This is a genomic window from Rhizobium sp. P40RR-XXII, assembly GCF_012641405.1.
Taxonomy (GTDB): domain Bacteria; phylum Pseudomonadota; class Alphaproteobacteria; order Rhizobiales; family Rhizobiaceae; genus Rhizobium.
Window position 1 is genome coordinate 101,406 of record NZ_JABAII010000018.1, and the last position, 25,998, is coordinate 127,403.

20 protein-coding genes are annotated in these 25,998 nt (G+C 59.7%); 13 read left to right on the plus strand and 7 right to left on the minus strand.

From position 1 onward, the window contains the following. Positions 1-18 precede the first annotated feature (18 nt). The 5 genes from HGP16_RS27000 (at position 19) to fhuB (ending at position 4,893) form a co-directional block, all read left to right on the plus strand. Positions 19-609: a sigma-70 family RNA polymerase sigma factor gene (locus HGP16_RS27000; RefSeq protein ID WP_168843044.1), complete on the plus strand. Its 591-nt coding sequence runs from the start codon at positions 19-21 to the stop codon at positions 607-609. Between the two features lie 59 nt (positions 610-668). After that, the gene (locus tag HGP16_RS27005) at positions 669-1,142 is read left to right on the plus strand and encodes an N-acetyltransferase (RefSeq protein ID WP_168843078.1); all 474 of its coding nucleotides are present in this window, start codon (positions 669-671) and stop codon (positions 1,140-1,142) included. Positions 1,143-1,203: 61 nt separating this feature from the next. Next, complete coding sequence (locus HGP16_RS27010) at positions 1,204-2,016, plus strand: ATP-binding cassette domain-containing protein (RefSeq protein ID WP_168843045.1); 813 nt, start codon at positions 1,204-1,206, stop codon at positions 2,014-2,016. Next, complete coding sequence (locus tag HGP16_RS27015) at positions 2,006-2,911, plus strand: iron-siderophore ABC transporter substrate-binding protein (protein ID WP_168843046.1); 906 nt, start codon at positions 2,006-2,008, stop codon at positions 2,909-2,911. Before HGP16_RS27010 ends, HGP16_RS27015 begins: the two co-directional genes overlap by 11 nt. Continuing rightward, the gene (fhuB, locus tag HGP16_RS27020) at positions 2,908-4,893 is read left to right on the plus strand and encodes a Fe(3+)-hydroxamate ABC transporter permease FhuB (RefSeq protein ID WP_168843047.1); all 1,986 of its coding nucleotides are present in this window, start codon (positions 2,908-2,910) and stop codon (positions 4,891-4,893) included. Before HGP16_RS27015 ends, fhuB begins: the two co-directional genes overlap by 4 nt. Before the next feature lie 378 nt (positions 4,894-5,271). Here fhuB and HGP16_RS27025 read toward each other — a convergent pair whose 3' ends face one another. Then, on the minus strand, positions 5,272-7,455 hold the full coding sequence (locus HGP16_RS27025) for a TonB-dependent siderophore receptor (protein WP_168843048.1): 2,184 nt from the start codon (positions 7,453-7,455) through the stop codon (positions 5,272-5,274). Between the two features lie 300 nt (positions 7,456-7,755). Between HGP16_RS27025 and HGP16_RS27030 the strand changes: the two genes are divergently transcribed. The 7 genes from HGP16_RS27030 (at position 7,756) to HGP16_RS27060 (ending at position 19,284) form a co-directional block, all read left to right on the plus strand. Further along, positions 7,756-8,658, plus strand: coding sequence for an alpha/beta hydrolase (locus HGP16_RS27030; RefSeq protein ID WP_168843049.1), 903 nt, complete (start codon positions 7,756-7,758; stop codon positions 8,656-8,658). A 277-nt stretch (positions 8,659-8,935) separates the two neighbouring features. Next, complete coding sequence (gene bcsN, locus HGP16_RS27035) at positions 8,936-9,892, plus strand: cellulose biosynthesis protein BcsN (protein WP_409526866.1); 957 nt, start codon at positions 8,936-8,938, stop codon at positions 9,890-9,892. A gap of 60 nt (positions 9,893-9,952) precedes the next feature. Continuing rightward, positions 9,953-12,142, plus strand: a complete 2,190-nt coding sequence (bcsA, locus tag HGP16_RS27040; RefSeq protein WP_168843079.1) for a UDP-forming cellulose synthase catalytic subunit — start codon at positions 9,953-9,955, stop codon at positions 12,140-12,142. After that, positions 12,142-14,667 (plus strand): cellulose biosynthesis cyclic di-GMP-binding regulatory protein BcsB, encoded by a 2,526-nt coding sequence (locus tag HGP16_RS27045; RefSeq protein WP_168843051.1) that lies wholly within the window; start codon positions 12,142-12,144, stop codon positions 14,665-14,667. Before bcsA ends, HGP16_RS27045 begins: the two co-directional genes overlap by 1 nt. Next, positions 14,664-15,713: a glycosyl hydrolase family 8 gene (locus tag HGP16_RS27050; protein ID WP_168843052.1), complete on the plus strand. Its 1,050-nt coding sequence runs from the start codon at positions 14,664-14,666 to the stop codon at positions 15,711-15,713. The genes HGP16_RS27045 and HGP16_RS27050 overlap by 4 nt, the downstream gene beginning before the upstream one ends. Beyond that, on the plus strand, positions 15,710-18,124 hold the full coding sequence (locus tag HGP16_RS27055; protein WP_168843080.1) for a cellulose synthase: 2,415 nt from the start codon (positions 15,710-15,712) through the stop codon (positions 18,122-18,124). Before HGP16_RS27050 ends, HGP16_RS27055 begins: the two co-directional genes overlap by 4 nt. Positions 18,125-18,843: 719 nt before the next feature. Then, the gene (locus HGP16_RS27060) at positions 18,844-19,284 is read left to right on the plus strand and encodes a hypothetical protein (RefSeq protein WP_168843053.1); all 441 of its coding nucleotides are present in this window, start codon (positions 18,844-18,846) and stop codon (positions 19,282-19,284) included. Between the two features lie 339 nt (positions 19,285-19,623). On the opposite strand, the gene HGP16_RS27065 is transcribed toward HGP16_RS27060, so the two are convergent. Continuing rightward, positions 19,624-19,932, minus strand: a complete 309-nt coding sequence (locus HGP16_RS27065; RefSeq protein ID WP_168843054.1) for a HigA family addiction module antitoxin — start codon at positions 19,930-19,932, stop codon at positions 19,624-19,626. Positions 19,933-19,942: 10 nt separating this feature from the next. After that, positions 19,943-20,221 (minus strand): type II toxin-antitoxin system RelE/ParE family toxin, encoded by a 279-nt coding sequence (locus HGP16_RS27070; protein WP_168843055.1) that lies wholly within the window; start codon positions 20,219-20,221, stop codon positions 19,943-19,945. Between the two features lie 568 nt (positions 20,222-20,789). Here HGP16_RS27070 and HGP16_RS27075 point away from each other — a divergent pair. Continuing rightward, positions 20,790-21,299 carry a phospholipase D-like domain-containing protein gene (locus tag HGP16_RS27075; protein WP_168843056.1) on the plus strand — a complete coding sequence of 170 codons (510 nt, stop codon included), beginning with the start codon at positions 20,790-20,792 and terminating at the stop codon, positions 21,297-21,299. A gap of 309 nt (positions 21,300-21,608) precedes the next feature. On the opposite strand, the gene HGP16_RS27080 is transcribed toward HGP16_RS27075, so the two are convergent. The 4 genes from HGP16_RS27080 to HGP16_RS27095 are packed head-to-tail and all read right to left on the minus strand — an operon-like array spanning position 21,609 to position 25,915. After that, positions 21,609-22,529, minus strand: coding sequence for an SMP-30/gluconolactonase/LRE family protein (locus HGP16_RS27080; protein WP_168843057.1), 921 nt, complete (start codon positions 22,527-22,529; stop codon positions 21,609-21,611). A gap of 34 nt (positions 22,530-22,563) precedes the next feature. Continuing rightward, positions 22,564-23,514: an ABC transporter permease gene (locus HGP16_RS27085; protein ID WP_168843058.1), complete on the minus strand. Its 951-nt coding sequence runs from the start codon at positions 23,512-23,514 to the stop codon at positions 22,564-22,566. After that, entirely contained in the window at positions 23,511-24,455 is a 945-nt protein-coding gene (locus HGP16_RS27090; RefSeq protein WP_168843059.1) for an ABC transporter permease, read from the minus strand. The genes HGP16_RS27085 and HGP16_RS27090 overlap by 4 nt, the downstream gene beginning before the upstream one ends. After that, a complete protein-coding gene (locus HGP16_RS27095; protein ID WP_409526867.1) occupies positions 24,452-25,915 on the minus strand; it encodes a sugar ABC transporter ATP-binding protein in 1,464 nt (487 codons plus the stop codon). The genes HGP16_RS27090 and HGP16_RS27095 overlap by 4 nt, the downstream gene beginning before the upstream one ends. Between the last annotated feature and the right edge of the window lie 83 nt (positions 25,916-25,998).

Sequence of the window (25,998 nt, forward strand, 5' to 3'; positions counted from 1 at the left end):
TTTCAGCGAGAGCCCGACATGATTGCCAACCATTCGCAGTCGACTTCCAATGAGCAACTCCAGACAGCACTTCACGCCTATCCGAAACTTCTCTCCGTCGCGCGCAGGATCACGGGTAACATGACTTTGGCCGAAGATGTCGTGCAGGAGGTTCTCCTGCAGCTGGTCTCCAAGCCGCTTGGGGAAGACATAGCCGCACCCGCATCCTATGTGATGCGCATGGTGCGCAATCTGGCCACCGACCATGTGCGGCGCCTGCAATATGAACGCGGCCTGTTCGTCGAAGAAGAGATCGGCGGCAACACCTCCGCCTATGGAAGTCCTGAAGAACACCTCCATGAAGCCGAGGCCTACAAGGCCTTTCGCTGCACGGTCGAAGCCATGCCCGCCAGAACCCGCAAGTTCTACGAGGAGCACTATTTCGACGACATTCCCCAGAACATCATCGCCAAGGAAGCCGGCGTGTCCTGTGCCCTTGTTTGCGGCCTCCTGCGGGAGGCGCATTCGCGTTGCCTCGCCGCCATCTCGCTTGAAGCCGATCATAATTGTGCTGCCGGCAGCGACCACCGGCGAAACCGCTCCGCGCGGGCACGGGAGATGCGAGCCTGATGGGAGTACATCGCCATCCTCTGCAAACGGCGCTCAACCGACAGGATAAGGAAAAGCAGATGCAGGAAGCTGTCGAGATAACCGAATTCAAAGGCACGATCTGTCGTGCGATCATGTCGGAACTTACGGAGTGGTTCACCGACCCCGATGTCGTCGAAGCCTGCGCAGGCGCAGTCGAAACCCTGCCGATGTTCGGCTGCATCGAGGCAGACACCGTCTCCGGCTTCGTTTCGCTGCGCGCGCATCCGCCGGCGGCCATGGAAATCCTGGTGATCGCAACGCGGCGCCAATATCATCGCAGCGGTGTCGGCAAGCGATTGCTGGCCGCCGCCGAGACATTCGCGCGATCCTCCAATTGCAAGCTGTTGACGGTGAAGACGCTCGCTCCGCGTGGCAAAGACGAGCCGCAATATGAAAAGACGCGCGCCTTTTATGACAGGAACGGCTTCATCCGCGCGGAGATCTTTCCGACGCTTTGGCGCGAGAGCGACCCCTGTCTTTTCTTCGTCAAGCCATTGATTTCAATCAATTAACAAAGCCGATTCGCCGGCAATCAACATCTCGGGAAGCCGGAGCGCTTCAGCAGGAACGATAATGAAAGACGAAACGACTGCCCGAAACGATCAGCAGCATGCAACGGCTTTCACGACGGAAGGCTTGCGTTTCGAGGTCGATGGCAAAACCATTCTTCACCCGCTCGATATCAGCTTCAAAGCCGGCGAAATTTCCGGCCTGATCGGCCATAACGGCTCCGGCAAATCCACGCTGATCAAATTGCTGGCGCGGCAGATTCAGCCGACGGGCGGTCGCATCCTGTTCGACGGCGCAGCAGTCAGCGCCTATGACACGCGTGCTTTCGCGCGCGCCGTCGCCTATTTGCCGCAAGACACCACATCGGCTGCCGGCATGAAGGTCGAGGAGCTTGTCGCGTGCGGGCGCTATCCCTGGCATGGAGCGCTCGGTCGCTTCACCGATCTCGACCGCGAAAAGGTAGAGACGGCCATGAAGCTGACGCATGTCGATACCCTTGCGGGCCGGATGGTGGATACGCTTTCCGGCGGCGAGCGCCAGCGCGTCTGGATCGCGATGCTGGTCGCCCAGGACAGCCGCTGCCTGCTGCTCGACGAGCCGACTTCGGCGCTCGACATCGCCCATCAGATGGAAATTCTCGGGCTTGTGCGGGAGCTTTGCCGAACAAAGGACTTGAGTGTTATCCTCGTCCTGCACGACATCAACGTCGCGGCGCATTTCTGCGATCATCTGCATGCGCTGAAGCAAGGTCGCCTGATTGCAACCGGCCCCTCACCAAGCCTCATGAAAGCCGAGACGCTGCATACGATCTACGGCGCCAACATGGGCGTCACGGCCCACCCTGTGCATGGGACGCCGCTTGCCTATGTCATCTGAACGCAGCTTCGAAACCCTGAAGTTATCCCGCCGCGCGCTTCTTGCCGCCGCAGCGCTTTGTGCCGTTCCACGGGCGGGAATGGCAGCCGGGCCGATATCAGGCCCGATCGTCTCGCTGGACTATGGCCTGGCCTCGACGCTGCTTGCACTCGGCGTCACGCCGGCGGCAATCGCCTCCCTTGCCGATTGGAACACATGGGTCGTCGAACCGAAAATGCCTGATGGCGTCATCGATCTCGGCACCACCAGCGAGATCAATCTCGAGGTTCTGGCCAGCGTGAAGCCGGCACTGATCCTGACGACGCCCTATCTCGCTCCCCTGAAGCCGCGGCTGGAAGCGATCTCGCCGGTCTTGGAACTGACAATCTATGCCGATGGCGGCGAGGCACTGCAGCGTTCCATCACGGCGACACGGTTGCTTGCCGACGCCATCGGGCGACGGTCCCACGCGGAAGATTTCCTTGCCCGGTCCGAGCAATTCTTCGACGATTGCGCAATGCGGGTGAAGAAGCTCAACCCTCCGCCATTGGCGCTCATCAATTTTGTCGACACCCGCCACGCCCGTATCTATTGCGGTGCCGGCCTCTACCAGAACGTCATGACCAGGATCGGCCTGAAGAATGCGTGGACCGGGCCTGGCGACTATTGGGGCTTCGAGACAATCGGGCTGGAGCAATTGGCAACGCTCGATCAAAGCCTGCGCCTGATCGCATTCGAACCTCTGCTCCCACCCAACGTCCTCGACAACCTGCGGGATAGTCCGTTGTGGACCAGCCTCCCCTTCGTGCGGGCCGGGCGCGTATCGGTGCTGCCGGGCACCTTGATGTTCGGCATGGTACAGGAAGCGGAACGCTTTGCGCGCATCCTGCTCGATCATCTGGAAAAATTCGCATGACCCGCATCGAAGCAAACAATCCCCTAGGTGCTCCGGCCGTGGCGCTGACGCTGCTGGCACTCGCCGGTCTCCTCTCCTGGCATCAATTGGCCCCTGATTTTTCACGTCTGATGACGCAGGAAGCCGGTTACGATCCGCAGCGTCTGCTGCTGCTCTATTCGACGCTGCCGAGAATTATGACGGCGTTGCTGGCCGGTGCCGCGCTCTCGCTGTCAGGAAGCCTGTTGCAGCAGGTGCTGCGCAATCCGCTGGCCTCTCCCTCGACGCTCGGCATTTCCGCGGGTGCCAACCTTGCGCTGGTGGCCGTCATGCTCGCCTTCCCCGCCGTACAAGGCCTTAGCCGCGATGCGGTCGCCCTGTTCGGGAGTGCCGCAGCCGCGGCCGTTGTTTTCCTCATCGGCGCAAGACGCGGCTTCTCGCCCCTGGCGCTCGTCCTTGCCGGATTGATCGTCGGCGTCTGGAGCGGCGCGCTCGCCGCCATTCTCGTCCTGATGAACGATCGCTACCTTTCCGGCCTCTTCATCTGGGGCGCCGGATCGCTGGCGCAGCAAAGCTGGACCATTCCACTTTCTCTCCTTCCCAAGATCGTCATCCTCTTCGCCGCAGCCCTGCTGATGGCGCGGCCGCTCTCGCTCATGGAGCTAGGCGACAGCGGCGCCAGCGGACTTGGGCTATCGGTGAAACGAACACGTATCGCTGCCGTCTGCATCGCGATTGCGCTTGCTGCCATCGTCACCAGTGCCGTCGGCGTCATCGGCTTTATCGGTTTGATCGCGCCGCGCGTCACCCAGATTGCCGGCGCCCGGCAGATGAAGAGCCAACTCGTCTGGTCTCCCCTCATCGGCGCAGGACTATTGCTTCTGACGGATGAAGCATTGGTGCTCCTTTCCGGCGCATCTTCGACCTTCCTTCCGACAGGAGCCATTACAGCCTTGCTCGGCGCACCGCTTCTGCTTCTGATGCTGCCGCGCCTGAAGACGGTGCAGCGCAATGTTGCGAACCCGTCGCAGGATGCGAACCGCGCCATGCGAACACCGAAAGCGCTGCTGGTTGCCTCAATTCCGGCGCTCGCCCTTCTGCTAGCCGGTGCGGTCTTCTTCGGGCGCGCACCGGACGGCGCGTGGACGTTCCTCACCTATATGCATTGGCCCGACGTGCTGCCCTATCGGCTGCCACGCATCGCCGGCGCCTTTGCCGCCGGCATGATGCTGGGCGTTGTCGGCGCCATCCTGCAACGGCTGAGCGGCAACGAGATGGCGAGCCCCGAGGTGCTGGGCATTTCCGCGGGCGCGACCCTGGGCGTCACCGCCGCGCTTTTTCTGCTGCCTGCTCCAGGCATTGTCGCGCAGCTCGGCTTCGGCGGTCTCGGCGCTTTCGCCGTCCTCGTCGCCATTTTCCTTTTCGGCGTCCGATCGGGCTTCGCGCCCGAGCGTGTGCTTCTAACAGGTATCGCACTCGGGGCCATGCTGGATGCCTTCATCAGCGTGCTCGCCGCCGGCGGCGATCCTCGTACAATGATCGTCATGCAATGGATGAGCGGCTCGACCTATCTTGTTGATACACCAAAGGCAATTGCCGCGACAACCGCAGCGGCGGCAGGCCTTGCACTTGCATTCCTCGCCCATCGATGGCTCGATCTTTTACCGCTCGGTCCACAAGCAGCGCAAGCGATCGGCATCCGCGTCAATCTCGCCCGCGCCTGCCTCTTTGCGCTGGCCGCAACCATGACCGCCGCCGCCACACTCATCCTCGGCCCCTTGAGCTTCATCGGCCTCATGGGCCCGCATCTGGCAAGAGAGCTCGGATTGCAAGGCGCCGCGCCCCAACTCGCCGGCGCAGCGCTGGCAGGCGGTGGCCTGATGGTGCTTGCGGACTGGTTCGGCAGAATGATCGCGTTCCCATATCAAATGCCCGCCGGCCTCGTCTCAGCACTCGTGGGGGCGCCAGTGCTGCTGGTGATGCTGATAAATCGATCGAAATGACCCCTTCACCTTTGCCATATGTACACTTTGTAAGATCGTGAATATGGTACACTAATGACGCTTTGCATTAGGTGTGCCATTGCCATTGTCCAACGCAACCGATTTGCAAATTGAAAGCTGGCAGCCATCCCGCTTCGAGAAGCACCGGAAAGCTCTAACCACGTTGGCGCAGAAAGCCGACCTTGACTGGGTTATCAATCGCTTCCACCACCATCCGTGCCCACTCCGGAGCCGCTGGAGCACGGCGAAAAAGGAGAGTGGATGCCCATAATCTTGGCCGTTCCTACACAATACAGTTAGCAGTAAGCTACGAAGCAGATCTCGCCGAGTTTGGAGATACATCAGGACCGCCCCCACAACGAGACGCCCGCCATACACCTACCACCGATACTTCAGCGACGCCGTGACATTGCGCCCCTGGCCGAGGTAGCAATAACCCTCATTGCAGACCGCCAGGCGGCGGTTGGCGATGTTGCGGAGGTCGACGGAGGCGGTGAGGCCTTTGTATTTCTGGTCGATCGCACCGAAGTCGTAGGAGAGCGCCGCGTCCAGATAGAAGCTTGCGTCATTCTTGGCGGTGTTGGCCGTGCTGGTGTAGGTTTCGCCCGTGTAGCGGATGCCGGCGCCGACGGTGAGGCCTTTTGCTGCCGAATCATCCTGGAAGGTATAATTCGACCACAGGCTGGCGATGCTCTTGGGCGTCACGGCAGGCGCATTGCCGGCGTTGTCGCCACGGGTGATTTCGGAATGGTTGTAGGAGTAAGCGGCAATCACATCCCAGCCATCGGTAATATTTGCCCTGGCTTCCAGTTCGATGCCTTTGTTGGTCACCTCTCCGAGCGAGGCATAGATACCCGTCAGTGGATCGACCAGCACGGGCTTGTTCTTCTCGACGAGATGATAGGCGACGGCCGAGAGCAGAATGTCGGTGCCTGGCGGCTGGTATTTCACGCCCAGTTCGTACTGTTCGCCCTTGGTGGGATCCAGGATGCTGCCGGATGCGGATCGCTGGGTAACCGGATTGAAGGAGGTCGAATAGCTGGTGAAGGGCGCAATGCCGTTGTCGAAGAGATAGAGCGCACCAGCCTGATAGGAAAATGCGTTCTTGCTGAGTTTGTCGTCCGTGGTCGTTCCGGAAGAAACGAAAGTCGTGTCGGTCGACTGTTTGACCCAGGTCTGGCGCCCGCCGAGCGTGAAGCGCCATTTGTCGAGCTCGATCTGATCGAGCGCATAGGCGCCGATTTGCTGCAGGCTGGCATCGACCCGGCTTAAATTGTACTCCGGCGTTGGGCCTGATACGCCATAGGTCGGATTATCAATATCGAAATCGTAGGCGGGGTTGGCCGTCGCATCCATCCCATATGCGAAGGAATCGTTCATATGGGTGTAGTCCAGGCCGAACAGCATGGTGTGGGCGGCCGGCCCAGTATCGAATTTGGATTCCAGCTGGTTGTCGACCTGGAAGACATTGATAGCATCGCTGATCGCAGTCGCTCCGCGATGGGCGACATTTCCGGTCCAGCCGTAGGTACCGAGATAGCGCGCTTTCAGGTCCAGGTGGGAGAAACGAAGATTCTGGCGGAAGGTGAAGCCGCCGTCGAATTCGTGCTCGAACTGGTAGCCTACCTGCTGCTGGCGGGTCTTCTGGTAATCGTAGTCGGGATCGCTTTCGCGCAGCTTGAGGACGTTGCCATCGGGGCTGGTCAGCGCGCCGACATTGGCGTCGACCTCGGTGGACTGCGCCGATCCGTAGACGGTAAATTTCGTCGCGTCGTCAGGCTTCCAGGTGAAGGACGGCTGGATGAAATAGCGGTCGTCAGCAATATCGAAATTGGTATCGCCCTTTCGTGCCAGGCCGACGATCCGGTACAGCATCGTGTCGTCGTCCTTGCTGACCGGGCCGCCGAAATCGAACATCGTCTGGGCGCGATCCGATGTTCCGTAGAGAACTCCAACCTCGCTGATCGTTTCCTCCGTCGGCAGCTTCGATATCTTGTTGACGATACCGCCCGGCGAGCCGGCGCCATAAAGCACCGATACCGGCCCCTTGATCACCTCGACCCTGTCGAGCGCATAGGAATCGGTCCGGAACATCCCGTAATTCATATAGGGCTGGCGCAATCCGTCGCGATAGTCGCCATTAGTGGTGACGTCATTGCCACGAATATAGATCTGGTCGAAGCGTGGATCGAAGCCGTAGGAGCCGGTCTGAACGCCGGCGGAATAACGAACGGCTTCGATGATATCCTGCGCACCACGCTCCTCCATTTCCTTTTTGGTTATGACTGAAACGGAGCGAGGCGTTTCAACCAGAGGCGTGCTGATCTTGGTGGCGCCTTGGCTTTTCTTTGCCGCTATCGTCGTATTGTCGCTTGCGTCGCTCGACTGACCACTGACGACGATCGGCGCGAGCTGGGTCGCGTTGCCGCTGTTTGCATTAGAATCCTGCGCAAAAGCATTTCCGCTCAGCGCAAAGACCGTGGCAAGTGCGGTGGCACTGCTCGCAAGGCGGAACCTCTTACGCATCAAGTTATTGATATAATTATGTGATCCCTGCTTCATATTCCCTTTTCGCCTACCCGTTCCTGAAAAAGATGGCGCAAATTAGTTCGCGGGTGCAGCCGGCGTCAAGAATACATGAGTATTTAAATCATCTTTTTTTTGTTGAATTCCGAACCCTTGTTGCAAAATGGCTTGCTTAATCCAGGGCCTGCCAAAATTGCACAGCCATACCTTGCATTACCGCTTCATTTGAGCGGCTTGTCAGATTGCACCTCCGATAATATGAGGAAACCCGTCATCTTTTTCATTGGGGACGCCACGCAATCCGGCGTTCCCAATATTCGGTCAGCCGGAGATATCATGCCCCAACCGTCATTACCTGAAGCAGCCGAAGTCCCGGCGTCCGTCGCGCTTGCCGGCTGCACGTTCGCCGATCTGAAATTTGAGAATGCCGATCAGCCGCACAGGATTTTTCTTTATCGCCCCAGCAAGCCGGTTCCGCCGGAGGGATGGCCGGTCCTCTATTTGACGGATGGCAACGCCTGCTTTGCCACTGCCGTCGATGCGCTGAAGGTGCAGGCAAGCTACCCGAACGGAACCAATGTCGGCGAAGGCGTCGTCGTCGCCATCGGCTATCCCACGGACGAGCCGTATGATCCGCTTCGCCGTTCCTGGGACCTGAGCCCACCGCCGGGCCGGGTCTATCCACCGTTCTTTCCGGACACGCCCGATGTGAGGACAGGCGGCGGGGAGCATTTCCTGGCGCTGATCGAAAACGAATTGAAGCCCTGGGTCGAAGAGCAGGTTCCGATCGACCGATCGCGTCAGACGCTCTTCGGCCATTCGTTCGGCGGCCTTTTCGTGCTTTACGCACTGCTGACGAAACCCGCGGCCTTCAACCGCTGGATTTCGGCAAGCCCGGCGATCTACTGGGAAGACGCCGCTATTCTGTCGACCGAGAGTGCATTTCTCGACGGACTTCAGGACACTCTCGATATTGAACTGCATCTTTCCGCCGGCCAATATGAAGGCGAGACCCTTGCGCCCTTTCACAAGGGTACGCCGGAGGAACAAAAGCGACTGGAACGCGCAAAGGAAACCCGCACGGTGCAGCTCGCCCGCGAGATGGCGCGCAGATGGGCTAAGCTGACTTCGTCCACAGAAACGGTAACCTTCGAGGAATATGCCGGAGAGAACCATATGTCGGTGCTGCCGGTCGCCTTGAACCGGGCTGTACAGATCGCATTTCGCGGGATGAAATAGTTAGAAAATTCATCCGCTTGCCGCTTGCGGCTCTACCGCATTCTTCGCAACGTGTCGCCTGCTCGCGCAGTCGGCGCGACAGGCTGTATTCGGCGCGGATTTCCGGCCGCTTCGGAGAGTCAATCAAGCGAAATTAACCCTCGATTAACCATAATCGCCTTTCTTTGCTATACTGAATACAAGGGCTTGATTCTAAAGAGCGTCGCGCAATTTGCGATGAATGTGACCACACGATTGCCGCGATCCCGAGATGCATTTTTCAAAAGCAATAGCGTTGATGATATTGGCCTGTCTTGGTGTCGGATGCTCCACAACCGGCCAGGTTCGCCAGTCGATCGGCGTGGAAACTGTTGCTGCCGACAAGGCGCTGGCCTTCCCGCCCCCAGGTGGCCCGGCGATCATCAATGTCGTAGAACGCAGGCATGCCAAGGACGTCGAGCAGACAATCTCTCTTTTCACGTCCTCTTCCGTTCCCGGCCAGAATTTTCTCAAGGTGCAGTTTCTCGGTATAACCGGCTCGAATCCTGGGCTCGGAAGCAGGCCGTTCGATACGGTCAGCGAGCGTGCAATCGCTCGTGAAATGGCGGCGGCGATCCCCGGTGTGCGGCTCGCTCGCTCGGCGATATTCGTCCAGAACGGCTACGGACCCTTTGGCTATGCCTCCGGCCAAAGCAGGGCCGGCGATACCTGCCTCTATGCCTGGCAGCAGGTGAAGGCCGGCTTAGCCCCATCGCAGGAGCAACGCAATTTCGGCATGGTGCAGGTGCGCATCCGGCTCTGCGACGCCCATGCGACGGAACGCCAGCTCCTGAGCACGGTCTATGGTTACACAATCGCCGGCCATTTCACCGGTGCCGCACTGAGCCCCTTCGGCGAGCCTCGCGGCGCCGATGCAGTCCTCGGCAAGCCCGGCCAGCTGGTCTATCCCGACACAACGGCCTATCGTACACCGCCGATCAGCGTTGGCTATCAAAACAGCCCTCCGGCAGTGCGTCCCGTTGTCATTCATCGCCCGGCCGTTTCACAGCCGAAGCCACAGATCCAGCCGACTTTGCCGCCAATGATCGGGCCACGCGTACCCTTGCCGTTGGGGCAGAGCAAGGAGCCACAGACGAATGGCGCAAGCGGGCCAAGCTCGATGGTACAGCCACCACCCACAAATACGGCAAGCAATATCATCGTGCCTTTACCGGACTGTAACGCAGAAGCTGGCATATCCCAGGCGTGCCGCTAGCAAGCGGAACGGCTTGGAGACGCCAGGATGGCGTCTGGCAATACCTTTGAAGGGACACCGATGCACACAGCACGCAGCATCTTTATATGGGCCGTGATAGCGCTATGCGGCATCGTGCTGATCACATTGCCGGTCAACCTTCAAACCCAGCTGATTGCCGGCACGGTTGTCGTTACCATCATGGCGGTCATCAAGGTCCTCAAGCGCCAGGGTACCTGGCGGCTGATCGCCCTGGCCTTCGGCACCGCCATCGTGCTGCGCTATGTCTATTGGCGCACCTCCTACACGCTGCCGCCGATCAACCAGCCGGAAAACTTCATCCCGGGCCTGCTGCTCTATCTCGCCGAAATGTACAATGTCGCGATGCTGATGCTCAGCCTGTTCATCGTCGCAACACCCCTGCCTCCACGCACCGCACGCGCGACAAAGACACAGAATTTCCCGACGGTGGACGTATTCGTACCATCCTATAATGAAGATACCAATCTGCTTGCCAATACGCTCGCCTCGGCCAAGGCGATGGACTATCCGGCCGATAAGCTCAGGGTTTGGCTGTTGGACGACGGTGGCACCGCGCAAAAGCGCAACTCGACGAAGGTTCTGGAATCACAGGCTGCGATCGCACGCCACAATGAACTCAAGCAGCTTTGCGCCGATCTGGACGTCGAATATCTGACGCGCGAGCGCAACGAACATGCAAAGGCCGGCAACCTCAACAACGGGCTGGAGCATTCGAGCGGCGAGTTGATTGCCGTCTTCGACGCCGACCATGCGCCTGCGCGCGATTTTCTACTCGAAACGGTCGGATATTTCGAGGACGATCCAAAGCTCTTCCTCGTGCAGACGCCGCATTTCTTCATCAATCCTGATCCGCTGGAGCGCAACCTGCGCACCTTCGACAGCATGCCGAGCGAGAACGAGATGTTCTACGGCATCATTCAGCGCGGCCTGGACAAATGGAACGCGGCCTTTTTCTGCGGGTCTGCCGCGGTACTCAGCCGTCGGGCATTGGAATCGCAAAACGGCTTCAGCGGCATCAGCATCACTGAGGATTGCGAAACCGCGCTTGCGCTGCACGGAGCCGGCTGGAACAGCATCTATGTCGACAAGCCGCTGATTGCCGGCCTGCAGCCGGCGACCTTTGCCAGCTTCATCGGCCAGCGCAGCCGCTGGGCGCAGGGCATGATGCAGATCCTGCGCTTCCGCTTTCCTCTCCTGAAGCGCGGCCTGACGCTGCCGCAGCGCCTCTGCTACATGTCTTCGACGCTCTTTTGGCTCTTTCCATTCCCGCGCGTCATTTTCCTGTTCGCGCCGCTTTTCTATCTGTTCTTCGACCTCGAGATCTTTACGGCGTCGGGCAGCGAATTCCTCGCCTACACGCTTGCCTACATGCTCGTGAACCTGATGATGCAGAATTACCTCTATGGCTCGTTCCGCTGGCCGTGGATTTCCGAGCTCTATGAATATGTCCAGACGGTGCATCTATTGCCCGCCGTCGTTTCGGTCATGCTCAATCCGCGTAAGCCGACCTTCAAGGTCACCGCCAAGGACGAATCGATCGCCGTCAGCCGGCTCTCGGAGATCAGCCGTCCGTTCTTCGTCATCTTCGCCGTTCAGGTCATTGCGCTGGCGGTCACCATATACCGCGTCTATGCGGAACCCTATAAGGCGGATGTGACGCTCGTCGTCGGGGGCTGGAACCTCATCAATCTCATCCTATCCGGCTGCGCACTTGGCGTCGTCTCGGAACGCGGGGAGCGGGCATCCTCTCGGCGCGTCAGGGTGGATCGGCGCAGCGAATTCGGGACCGACGGCAACTGGAACTCCGCATCCATCGAGGATGTTTCCGTCCATGGCGCCAGGCTGAACGTCTTCAACAGGGGGATGGCATCGATCAAGGTCGGTTCGGAAGCCACCATTCGCTTCCAGCCCTATAGTGGTGCCGACATGGTGACCTTGTCGGTCGCGATCCGCAATATCGAGCATATGGGCGACATCACAGCCATTGGGTGCCAGTATATCCCGAAGGGCGCTGCCGACCATCGCCTGATTGCCGATCTCGTCTTCGCCAATTCCGATCAATGGACGAAGTTCCAGCAAGCGCGACGGCGCAACCCAGGCATCATCCGGGGAACGATCTGGTTCCTGAGCCTGTCGTTCTATCAGACCAGCCGCGGTTTGATCTATCTCTTCAGGGGCGTGGGCTCGGATCGCCCCCAGCAGCGGCGGGAGGCGAAGGCGAGAAGCTGATGAACCGTATCCTGCCTACCCATATTCTTCTTACTCTTATTATTCTTCTTGGCGCTGCGGCCGCGCAGGCGCAGACAGCACCTTTCGACATGTCGGGCGAGCGGCCGAAGGGCGCATCGCCGACAGTACCGCAGACCATCATACCGCAGACGACGACACCACAGGTCGAACCACCCAAGACGACGGCGCCTTCAGCCGCAATTCCCCAGGCCATTGCACCTAAGACCATTACTCCACAGGTTACCCCGCCTCTGGTCACAACGCCGCCAGCCGGCACGCCGCAAACCGCTGCCCCGCAGGCCACAACACCCGTCGCCCCAGCTCAGGCAAGTCCGCAGGCAACGCCGAAGGCAAAACCGGCGACCGCCATTGCATCCACTCCCGCGTTTCGGCGTTATGTCGTTCCTTTCGCCAAATTGCGATTGGAGGGTGAGGCCGATCGCAGGTCCTGGTCGATCTATCTGACGCCCGAACAGGCAGCGGCACCGGCGAAATTGAGCTTTGCCTATCAGAACGCTGTCGTCGTTGCTCCGGAAACATCGCAGCTTACCGTCCTATTGAACGACCGCGTCGTGCACCAGCAGCAGATCGGCTCCTCCGATAACGAATCGGATGTCACTTTCGACGTGCCGCGCGGGCTTCTGCAACCCGGCGCCAATCTGCTGACCTTCGAGGTAGCGCAACGCCACCGCGTCGATTGCGATATCCCCTCGACCTACGAGCTCTGGTCGGACATCGATCCCGCGAAAACCTATCTGAGCTTCGCCAGCAGTGAGGCGGAAAGACTATCGACCACCGATGCAATCCGCGCGATCGGTGTCGACGGAGCCGGAAAGACACAGTTCAATCTTGTGGTGCCGGCGCTTGCCCAACCCGGGACGACCAAGCCGATCCTGCGCCTCGCGCAGGGCCTTGCCCTGCTCAGCGGAATGCCCAACGAAACCTTCTCGTTCGACACGGACGCGCTGCCCTTGCCAGGTCCTGGCAAAATGGCCGTTATCGTCGGCACGCCGGCGGAATTGCAACCCGTCTTTGCCGTTCCGGCCGCGGCGCAAAATGGAGCTCTGGCAACGTTTGCGACCGATCCGCGTAGCGGTCAGCAGCTCTTGCTTATCAGCGGTCCATCCTGGCAGGCGATTTCCTCTGCAATCGATATGGTGGTTTCTCCGACCGACCGCGACCCTAATACCCGCCGCGATCTGCTGGTGACACAGCGCTGGACGGCCCCGGATGCGCCGCTGATCTACTCCGATACCAGCCTCTCCTTCGATCAGCTGGGGGTCAAAACCACCGAATTCTCCGGGCGGCGCTTCCACACCAGCTTCAATGTGGCAATTCCATCCGATTTCTACGCGAACGCCTATGGGGAAGCCACCATCCTGCTTGATGCAGCCTATGCCAAGGATGTGCGGCCGGGCAGCCATATCGACGTCTACGTCAACGGCAGCATCGCCACGACGAAGCCGATCACCGCGACCGGGGGCGGCATCTTCCGGCAGCTGCCCATCCGCATCACCATGCGCCATTTCAAGCCAGGCCTGAACACGATCACGCTGGAAGCCATATTGCTGGCCGACGAGGATTCCGTGTGCGCGCCGGCCGCAACGTCGAGCACGACACCCCGTTTTGCTTTGTTCGATACCAGCCAGTTCCGCATCCCGGATTTTGCGAGGGTTGCGCAGCGGCCCAACCTTGCCGCATTCGCCGGTACCGGCTACCCCTACAATCGTGGCAGCGAGCCGACCGCGCTTTTCATCGACCGGGCGGATGCCGACACGCTATCTGCGGCCGCGACACTCCTGGGTCGAATGGCGCTCATTGCCGGACATCCCATCGCCGTCGACCCGACGGCCTCCTCAAACACAGTCGGGACCCGCAACGCGCTGTTCATCGGCTCCGTCTCACAACTGCCGTCGACGGTCCTCACGCAAATGAACATCTCCTCGTCGAGCCAGGTAGCCTGGCGTCCGCCCGCCCCGGGTCAGCCCGGCACGCCGGAAGCCTCCGTGACGATCGCCGATTGGCGCTCCCGCATCAGCGGCGGATTGCTGCAAGGGCAGATGGAACACTTCCAGCAATGGCTGCATCGCAATTTCGATATCACGCTGAGCTCGCTGCGCTTCATGCCCAGCTCGGAGCAGGTGTTCACGCCGTCGAACGCCAACAGCCTTCTGATCGCCCAGGAGGCAAATCCGACCAATGATGCAGGCTGGACCGTTGTGACCGCACCGAGCGCCCAGGATCTGCGCTCAGGCGTGGAGGCAATGACCGCGCAGAGCACATGGTCTGAGATCGGCGGACGCATCACCGTCTATTCTGGCAAGACCGGAAAGATCGATACAACTCCCGTCAGCCGCTTCACCTTCATCACCTCCCAGCCCTGGTCGCTGACAAACTATCGGTTGATCGCCGCAAACTGGCTTTCCAGCAACATACTGTCCTACGCACTCCTGTTCGTAGCCGCCGCCTTCCTGCTCGGCATCAGCACGGCGAGCGTGCTTTCGAAGATCGGCAGGCGCGAATGAGAGGCTGGCGCTCCCTTCTTGCGATCTGCACCGCAACCGCCCTGATGGCGGTCCAGCCACTCGCAGCTCAGCGTGCCGCGATCGATCCGCAAGCCTGGGCGGCCTATAAAGCGAGGTTCCTCGATCAGAACGGCCGTATCATTGACAACGGCAATAATGGTATCAGCCACAGCGAAGGGCAAGGCTACGGTCTGCTGCTTGCCTATCTCGCCAACAATCCGGCCGATTTCGAGCAGATTTGGTATTTTACCCGCACAGAACTCCTGCTCCGCGACGATGGTCTCGCCGTCTGGAAATGGGATCCTGCCGTCACGCCTCACGTCACGGACACGAACGACGCTTCCGACGGCGACATGTTGATCGCCTATGCCCTGGCGCTTGCAGGATCGGCCTGGCACAGGAAGGACTATCTGCAGGCCGCTGCGAATATGGCCAAGGCAATCCTCTCGCATGTGGTCGTCAATTCCGAAGGGCGGACGCTGCTTATCCCGGGTGTGGATGGATATCTGCCGCCGGGTCGCAAGGACGGCCCTGTCATCAATCCATCCTATTGGATCTTCGAGGCGTTTCCGGTCATGGCGCTCTTGGCGCCTTCCGACCGCTGGCAGAAGCTGAAAGACGATGGCCTAGCCTTGCTGCGCACGATGCAGTTCGGCCCACGCAAGCTTCCGGCCGATTGGGTCAGCCTGAAGGCCAAGCCGGAGCCCGCCGCCGGCTTCGAGGCGGAATTCGGCTATAATGCCGTCAGGATCCCGCTTTACCTGGCGCGGGCCGGCATAGACGACAAAGCCCTGCTCACGCATCTGCGGCAAGGCATGACTGTCGAGGGAGATGTGCCGGCGACAATCGACCTTACAACCGGCAGGCCGAAGGACCAGCTTTCCGATCCCGGTTACGAAATTGTTAACCATGTTGTGGCGTGTGTGGTGAATGGAACGAAACTGCCGGCCTCGGTCAGGCAGTTCGCACCATCCTTTTATTACCCGGCTACCTTGCAACTATTGAGCCTGGCTTTCATCGCGGAGAAACACCCGGAGTGTTTATAAAGTCCACCTTGATTATGGCTTTCACGGCCGTCGCTGTGGCGGGGTTTACGCTCGCAACGAAGGATCACGACTCGCCTGAGGACAAGATCAAGCTGGCAAAATCCAGTCGCCTGGAACCGCAGATCACGCTCGCCGGCGACATGACGCAGGGCGGCAACTCCGGACAACCCGTCGATCTGCGGGCACTTGCCGATCATATACAGGCAAACGCACCATCCCCGGTACTTGCCGAGCCTTCGAGCACGCAGCAGACAAGCCCCGTCACATCGGATTCGGTCGCACAGACCACGCCGCCACCGCAATCGACACAACAGCCGTCATCGCAGCAACAGGGGCAGGCTCAACCCGGCAATAACCCGCCTAAGGTGGATGAAAGCGCACTGCGCTATTTTGCCAGCCGTGGCGACAAGGCAAGACTGCAGGCCGAGATCTCGCGCCTGCAGGCGCTCTATCCCAATTGGACGCCGCCCGCCGATCCGCTGGCTGTCCCGCAAAATGGCGACAAGCAGCTTGAGGCCATGTGGCAGCTCTATTCGGAGGGCCGCTATGCAGAGGTGCGCAAGGCCATTTCCGATCGCCAGACGGCCGAAACTGGCTGGCAGCCGCCCGCCGATCTCCTTGAGCGCCTTAACATAGCAGAAGCCCGCACACGGCTTGTCAACGCCTCCGACCTCAAACAATACGCGACCGTGATCGATGTCGGCGCCAACACGCCGAGCCTGCTGACCTGCAGCGACATAGACGTCCTCTGGCGTGTTGCCGAGGCCTTCATCCGCACGGATCGCGCGGCGCGCGGCGAGGACGCCTACAAATATGTTCTGAAAGCCTGCACCAATCCGCAGGAAAGGCTCGCCACCATCCAGAAGGCTGCGGGCCTGCTACCGTACCGGGCGATGCAGGACTTGCTGGCGCTCGAGAGACCCGACGGCAATGGCGGACGGGAGTTTGACAGTATCAGGACCGATCTTGCCCGCCGTTTCGTAGCCCAGGGCAATGAAGATCCCAAGCTGACGGTCGCGCAGGATTATCTGTCTCAAGTCGAACGTATCGCCCGCAGCCAGGGCCTGGCATCGGATGATACGCTCCTTGGCTGGTACTATCTGCGCCGCGGCAACTACAGCGATGCTGGACAATGGTTCAAAGCCGCGCATGAGAAAGACGATTCCGCAACGATCTCCCAGGGACTGGCCCTGGTTCTGATTGCCGACCACAAGCCTCAGGAAGCCGAAGACGCCATGTACAAATGGCGCAACGAATCCAAGGATGCGATGGCGACCTATCTTGCTGCGACCGCCAATCTGATGGCCCTGCAGCCGCCCGCCAATCTCGGTGAGGACGTGTTGCAGCGCGTTGCCGCCGAGATCGTGAAAGAGAAATATGTGCCGACGGCACAGCAATTCGGCTGGTACGCCCGCACGCTGAACCAACCGCAGGCGGCCGCCCGCTGGTTCGAGACGGCCCTGCGCTGGAAGCCGGATGACGAACCTTCCGCCTATGGTCTTGCAATCACGCGCAATCAGTTGAACGACCGGCAGGGTGTCGCCGAGGTCCAACGGCTTTGGGCCGGCCGCTCGCAACGCATCGCCGTCCTCGGCGAGCCGGCGCAGCGCTCACCCACCTCCGCGCCATTGCCCTCCCCCAACCAGACAGCGCAGCCGACAGAGCAAGCCTCGTCGCAAACACCACCACAGACAACGCCACAGGGCAGCGCGCAATATGCATTGCCTGCTACTCCTCAGGTCGCAGCTCAAGTTCCTGCAGCGCAGCCCAGTGCCAACGCGCCAATCGCGGCGCAGCCAGTCGTGCCTGGGCGGCGTATCCCGCCAGTCGAATATGCCGAACCGGAAACCCGCACCAGAGCGCCTGCGCGCGCAGCGCGGCAGCCATCCGGATGCACGACCACCGTCAATGCGGAGCTGCTCACGCCCGCCAATGCCTTGTCGCGCGGCTGGTGCCTGATGAACCTCAATCGGCCGATGGAGGCCGTGGAAGCCTTTGGCGTTGCATTGAACAACACCGATCCCAAGTCGCGGGAAGAGGCTGCCTATGGCCAAAGCCTTGCCTATCTTCGTGCAGGCCTCGCCAACAACGCAGCGGCGGCCGCAACCAAGGCTCCAATGAACCATCAACGCGCTGCAGAACTGCAGGTGGCCATACTCTCCGATCGCGCATTATCAGCCTTTTCGAGCAAGCGCTACCACGAGACGCTGCTCTATCTCGACCAGCGCGCGCAATTGCAGCAGGAGCGCGTCGATCTCATGGTGCTGCGCGGATACTGCTATCTCAATCTCAAGATGTACGACGATGCCGAACTCATCTTCACCGCAGTCGCCGCTACCGGCAACCGTGACGGCAGCCGCGGGCTACGGGACCTCATGCTTGCCAAGCACCCACAGCCGGGCGGGTATTGATGCCGCTCGGATTCACAACATATCGAAAACCGATAAAGTTCAGCAGAGTTCGACTTAAGAAGATCTACATCCGAGCCTGAAGTCCCACTTATGCGAGCAGGCATGACGGCCTGTGTCGCTATATCTCCTGTCGCTGCCGGCTTCTACCCGCGAAATAGTGCTTCGATCACGCCGCGTCCCCGCCGCCCGCGATGATGAGGCGGATGCTCCACGCACCGCGAAGCACCCGGCCCGCGTTCGCGACGAATTAGAATGTCCTGAAACGCTTCAGCGGGAGGTGAAGTGCCGTACCTCGTGGGTTGCAGAAAACTTCACAAGAAATACATTCAATGCTAGCATTTGGCCGCGAGCTAGCCCTATCCCGGTTAACTCCACTCGCGCACATGAGTGTTTTCCCTGTGCTTGGTCCTGCTCGGCCCCACCGGCAGGGCCAGTTTTTCAGCTACAGTTAAGCGACAGACTTTATTGCGTCACTGTGCGAAGACTTCTGCCCACAACCGGTATTCGCATCGGAGGTCGGTTGCCTAGCCTCCGAGCCCTGCCTCGCCCCCAACGAAGTTGAGACAGGGCTATTCCGGCCGCACCAGCGGAAACTGCGTTTCCAGCCCGGTCATGAACTCGGCAATGGTCGGCTGCGCGTAAGCGGTGCATTGTCCCGTCTGGCGGTGACGGGGCATCGGGCTTCTTCTTGTGAACAAGTGAGCTTGGTGGGAATTGCTATGTCTGAAGCTGTAGCCGGTCGCTTAGAGGGCGATCCGCGGCAGTTTTGCCGTTGGTCCGATGAATGCGGTGGCCGAAGCGATGGAGCCTGGAGCCAGCGTCTGGGCAATAGCGCGGCGTATCGGCATCGATCCGTCGAATTGTTTACGTGGCGGCGCAAGGCTAGGCAAAAGGCGGCAGCTCTGCCCACGGTGGCCGATGTCGATCCGGTGTCTATGGCGACAACCGCTGATTGCTCCACAGTGGACGTTATCATCGATAACACAGTGATCAGCGTGAATGCTGCCATCGACGAACCGCATTTATTTAAGCTGATCCGAGCGGTGCGCTGCATGATTCCGGCTGGTCGAAAATCTTTTTGGCCAGCCTCCCCGATCGACTTCCGAAAAGGACCAGATAGCCTTCTGGCATTGGTGCGCGACAGCGACTGGCCTGGCTGACGCAAACCCTTGAACGCATCGCCGCAGGTTGGTCATCGACCGATCTCGACGCCCTCATGCTATTGGAACTTCCAAAAGTAATGGCCTCACGTCATCGCTTACAGTTAATGGACAGCTTTCTTAGCGCGGGTTGGGAATCGGAGATGGAAGAACCGCAATTGTCCGGGTTCGCCACAGCGGGCCGGAGCTGTCCGTCGATAGCGTGCAGGGTTGGTGAAACCCGCGCCTGTAAGGCTCAGCGCGCTCGAGGACATGCAGGTCAAGCCTGACAAGAACATTTTTGAGATGCCCATCGTCAGGCTGTGATATTTGCAACGCAAAAGGTTGGGCGCCTCGATGTCACGCAACCTGAAGCGTGGGGATGGTCGATAAATCCTGGTCTCGTTCTGCATGCCAAGCGTCATAGGCAGCTTGCATGCGAAGCCAAACTCCAGTCCCGTCCCCAAACAACTTGCCGAGGCGCGCCGCGATGATCGGAGAAACACCCTTTTTCCCGCGGAGAATGTCGTGAAGATGCTGCCGCGAAATGTCGAGCATCTTGGCGATCTCGGACTTGCTCCTACCAGTATCAGCGATGACATCCTCAAGGAGCGCGCCCGGATGAGTAGGGCACCTGTCGGGCGAACGGCGAGCTACATATTCGGTCATTTTGTTACTCCTAGTGATATTGTTCATAGTCGACACGAGTTGCGTCTTTGCCGTCAAATTCGAAAGTGATGCACCATGGTCCGTTCACATGAACTGCGTAGCGTGTAGGATTAAAGCCATTCAGTGAATGAAAATCGAAGCCAGGGAGATTCAACTCTTCCGGTTTTTCGGCCACGTCTAAGCGGTCAAGGCGTTTCAAAATCCGGGAATGCATTTTTTGATCTATTTTCCCGGTCTTGCCGGTCTCAAACAAATCCGCTAGGCCCTTGTGTCGAAACGTCTTGATCATGCTCAGGACTGTGTAAGCAAAAAGACGACAGTGTCAACTGTTTGTTGACATCTTTTTAGGCCAAGATCCATCCGAGATATCGCAGAAGCGCCGGCGCGCCAATGATGATCGGCGCCAACAGGATCATGATCGCGAATATCAAACTGCCGACATCGCGCGCATCATTCGTGATCTCTCTGCGAATTTCTGTCTCCTCCGGCTTCATCTTCCGGTTGTTTCCAATCGGCTATCCACATATCGTTCTTCAACGATGCCATAATGATTCCGAGCACGCCCACGAGACGCGCCAATACCGACGGGGTGCCGATGCTGGTCGCAGCAATTGCAGGCCACCATGTCGAATTCATCTATACCGTGGCGAAAGCGGACGGCCACGGGGGGCGAGGATGCTATTCGCCGATTGAACTTCACGATTTGCCATGGTTCTTCGACAGTCTCTGTTCCGTGCAGGATGACTTGAGGCAGCCGCTGAAGCCAGGTATGCAAATTGTGGTGGAGGGCCGGGGTACAAGCTTGGGCGCCTACGCGACATCGATTCATCGCCTAGGTCTCTAATGCAGGGATCTACGTGCTTGAGGTTGTCACGATCCTTGTTGTTCTACTGGTAATCGCCTCAAACGCCCTTGCAGGACAGCCGGTCGAGGCGAACGTTTCCGTCTGCTTTACGCCGGGCGAACGGTGTGAGGGCAGGATCGTTGACGCCATCGACCATGCTCGATCCTCCATCCGAGTCCAGGCTTATGGCTTCACCTCGCTGTCGATCATTCATGCTCTACAGCGGGCGTCGGCCAGAGGTGTCGAGGTGTTGGCCATCCTCGACAAGACGAATGAACGGAAATATTCGGGCGCCACATTGCTCGAGGCTGCCACCACCCCGGTCTGGATCGATTTCGAGCCGGCCATCGCTCATGGCTGCGCCGCGTTCGGAGGTCTGCGCTTTCTCAAGCTGGGCCTAGCAACAGGCCCAGATCTGATCGCGCCGGGTGATGAAGGCCCGCGCCGGCGCTGCCCATGTCGATGTACGGTGCGACATAGGAGGCAAGTGTCGCGCCATCACGAAACCGCATCGATCGCGTAGCGTCATCCACCATGCCCTGAATTTCCGCCTCAAGATTTCGAGCGTCGATAAAGGCAGCACCGTTGATCGGCATCGGCTACCGCGATTGTCTTGAGCGGCGGTTTAAGCCCCAACGCAGCCTAAAGACGCGAAAACCCTTCTTGTCAGTCTCGCGAAGTCTATAACCTGTCCAGTTTTCGCCATAAGCCGCTTCCTTTTGGCATTCAGGGAAATCGCCCGTCGCTGTCGCTGTTTGGATCAAGTTCCGATCTCCGATGTGGCGGAGGTCGGCTAGCATCAATCAACATTATCTACGACACACCGGCTCGTTCACGGCATCTGCGCACCCGTTGCGGTCGTGAAGACGCGATAAAGCGATTGCGTTGCCGTGATAAATAGCTGGTTACGTCGCGGGCCGCCGAAGGTGAGGTTGGCGACTGTCTGGGGTATTTTGATCTTGCCGATCAAGGTGCCGTCAGCTGCGAAGCAATGGACGCCGTCGCCGGCACTTGTCCAGATATTGCCTTCGATATCGGCCCGGAAGCCGTCCGGTATGCCGGTGTCGATGTTGCAGAAGACCCGGCCATCCGTCGCCTTCTTTCCATTGACGACGTCAAAGACGCGAATGTGCCGCGGGGCGCTGATGTCGTGGCTGGCGGCAGAGTCGGCAACATAGAGCTTCGTCTCATCGGGAGAAAATGCCAGGCCGTTCGGCTGGCGGAAATCGTCGACGACGATCTCCAATTCGCCCGTTGACGGAGCGAGCCTGTAGACATTGCGCCTCGCCTGTTCAGGCTCCGCCTTGTAACCCTCGTAGTTCGAGAGGATACCGTAGGTCGGATCGGTGAACCAGATGGACCCATCGGAGCGAACGATCACGTCGTTCGGAGAGTTCAGGCGCTTGCCCTTGTAACTGTCGGCAAGCACCGTGATCGAGCCGTTAATTTCCGTGCGCGTGACCCGGCGACCGCCATGTTCGCAGGAGATCAACCGCCCCTGCCGGTCGCGCGTGTTGCCATTGGCAAAATTCGACGGCGCGCGGAAGATCGAGACGCCGCCGCCCGGCACCCATCGCAGCATGCGCTCATTGGGAATGTCGCTCCATATCAGGCATCCGCTATCGGCGAACCAGACAGGTCCCTCCGCCCAGCGGCAGTCTGAATAAAGCTCCTCCAGCCCGGCACTTGGAACGACGAGGTTCCGGAAGCGGGTATCGTAGATTTCATAAAGGGAGGAGGAGTCGTTTGACATTTCGATTGTCCTAAAAACTGCTGGGGAAACAGTGTCAGCGTCCGCCGATGGGGCGTCCGCCTGCAACAAGAATGACGGCAATGATGGTCAGGCCGGTCAGAATGAGCCTCGGCCCGGCGCCGAACCCATAGGTGTTCAGCATGGAGACGACCAGAAACATGAAAAGGGACGCGCCCCATATGCCCGGCACGTTCGAATCGCCGCCGGCAACCGCGGTTCCGCCGATAATGACCACGGCAATCGACATCAGCAGATATTCGGAGCCCATATTGAGGGCCGCGCCACCGGAAAAGCTCGCAAGCAGATAGCCGCAGATTGAGGCGAGCACAGCGCAAAGCACATAGGTAGCAAGCCGCGTTCCGTCGACGGGAATGCCTGCCATCCGCGCCGCGAACATGCTTTGGCCGATTGCCGATATCCAGCGACCGTAGATCGTTCGCTCCAAAAGCACCCAGGCAAAGACCGAGAGCAGAAGAGCAACAATTGCCACATTCGGGATGCCGAAGAAGCCGGACGTGGTGAAATCGGCCAGTTGATCCGGCGGCTTGATGCGCAGGCCACGATTGCTCCAGATTGCCGTCGACTGGATGATGAAGCTCATCGACAATGTCGCAATGATGGGCGGGATGCGCAAAAGCTTGATTAGGGCATAATTGCCGATACCGATGCCAAGGCCGATGAGGATTGACACCAGCAGGCCGGGCACGATCATGCCGTCCTCGACATTCATGAGTTTGAGCGCGACCGTGCCGGCAAGCGTCATCGTGGCGGGCACTGAAAGATCAATATTGCCCGGACCGAGCGTGATGACGAACATCTGCCCGATGCCGACGATCACGGAAAAGGCGGCGAAGGTCAGCGCTGCCTGCGAGAGGCCGATGGAACTCGCGCCACCGGTGAAGAGCACGGTGATGAGCCAGACAATGATGGTGGCGAAGAAGGACCAGATCCAGGGCTTCCGACCAAGCGCCCGAAAAGCAATCATGATTGTTTCTCCCGCTTTTCGACACGGTTGAGCAAGAGCCGCAGCGCGAGCACGATGATCAGGATGGCGCCCTGGGCACCGATTTGCCAATCTGGCGAGATCCGCAGAAATGACAGGAAAGAGCCCGCCAAGGTCAGTGTCAGCGCACCGATTACGGCTCCTACCGGGGAAACGCGGCCGCCGATGAATTCCCCGCCTCCGAGAATGACGCCGGCAATCGACAGAAGCGTGTAGCGCAGCGCGATATTTGCATCCGCCGAGGTGGTAAGCCCGACCAGCGCGACGCCTGATAGCACGGCGAAGAGGCCGGCCAGCCCATAGGCAGCCGCGCGCAAGGTGACGACAGACCAGCCGGCGCGCTCAAGCGAACGTTGATTGCCGCCGACGCCACGGATCAGCACGCCGAACGAGGAGCGCATGACGATTAGATGCGAAATCAGCGCGATCACGACACTCGCGACGATCGCCATGGGGACGAGCGGCGGCTTCGAGGTCATCAGCCAGCGCGCCCAATCGGGCGCCGTGCCACCCGGCGCGGGAAGCAGCAGCACCGCAAAGCCGCCCCAGACGAAGCTCATGCCGAGGGTGACGACGATCGACGGCAAGTCCCTGATGTAGATGATCACGCCTATGACGGCATATACGGTGATCGCGGCAACGAGAATGAGGATGCCCAGGAGCGGTGACGACTGCAGATAGGTCGCGGCCACGCAAGCCGTGAAGCTGACGAATGTCCCCATCGATAGATCGAGATCGTTGACCGACATGATCATCATCTGCGCGATCGTTGCGAGCGCGATCGGCACGGCGAGATTGAAAAGGAGATTGAGCCCGATATAGCTCATGGCCCGCGGCTGGAGATAGAAGACCGCAATGAGCAGAACGGCGAGCGACAGCGCCGGGATGAGCAGACGCAAACTAGCGGACGACGGACGGATCATGCGCCCTCCCCGGCAAAGGAAGCTGCCAGCACGTTTTCCTCCGTGATTTCCTCTCCCACCAGCTCCGCGACGATAGCGCCGTCTCGAAAGACATAGGCGCGGTCGCAAAGGCGGATTTCGTCCATTTCGGTGGAGTACCAGATGAAGGTTCGGCCTGCGGCAGCTTCATCGTTCAGAATGCGATAAACTTCCTGCTTGGTGCCGATATCTACGCCGCGCATGGGATCATCCATCAGCACGATCGGCGAAGTGGTCGCAAGCGCGCGGGCAAACAGGACCTTTTGCTGATTGCCGCCGGACAATGACAGGATGCCATTCTCCATGGCAGGTGTGCGGATTTCGATGCGCCCTTTCCACTCGGCTCCGAGGCTTCCCTCTCGTTCCTTGTTGACGAGCGACATCTTCGAGAGATCGCCGAGCGATGCGATGCTCAGGTTCTTCAAGATGCTCCACAGAGGAAAGGTCCCGTTCAGACTGCGGTCGCCAGCGACGAAGGTAATATTCTCCCGCCTGCCCGGCAGCCAATTGCTTGACAGGGATCGATGGAGATCGAGCAACATGTCGGTCTGCCCATGACCCGCAAGTCCGGCAAGGCCCACCACTTCGCCCTTGCGGACCTCGAAGGTCAGGCCCTTGCCCCGGCGCGATGGCAAAGCGAGGATAGGCGGCGTGACGGCACGCTCCCCATTCCCGTGCTTGCGGTCCTGTTCCTTGACGACGCTGCCCATGGCCTGAACGAGGCTTCGGACATTAAAATCCTGCGCGGCGCGATCGGCGACGACCCGACCGTCCTTCATGACGAGAATCCGGCTTGCCGTCGAAAGAATCTCGCCAAGGATATGCGAGATCAGCATCACCGCGCCGCCTGCTTGCACGAACGTGCGCACATAGGTCATCAATTGCGCCGCCAATCCGGCATCGAGCGATGAGGTCGGTTCGTCCAGAATGACCAACTTCGGCCTCTCGCCGACGGTGCAGAAGGTGATCGCAATCTCCACCATTTGCCGTTCGGCGATGGAAAGCTCACCGACGCTGCGCATGACGTCGATCTTGTGGCCGGCAAAAATCTCATCGAGCTTCGCGCGCGCGATCGTTGCTGCCTGGCGACGCCAGTTCCAACCGGAGAGACCGTGATGAACGACCCGCATGTTCTCGACGACGGTCAGATTGGGGGCGAGCGAGAGCTCCTGAAAAACACAGCGAATGCCGTGCGCACGCGCGGCATTGATGCCGTGCGCTTTATCGTTGCCGTCGTATACAACCGTTCCTTCATGCGGGTTCAGACCGCCATTGATGACGTTGACGATCGTCGATTTGCCGGCGCCGTTGTGCCCGACAAGGCCGATGCACTCGCCGGCATGGACGGTCAGGTCGGCACCATCGAGCGCCCTGACCGCACCGAAATGCACCTTTATGCCGCGCGCCGAGACGACGGCTTGCCGCTCGGTGTCTTCCTTCATCGAACTATTGTCTTTGACTGCAATCATGGATCGTCCGGCCGGCCGTTGCATCTAACCGGCGCCGCCCTTGTCGGCGGCACCGG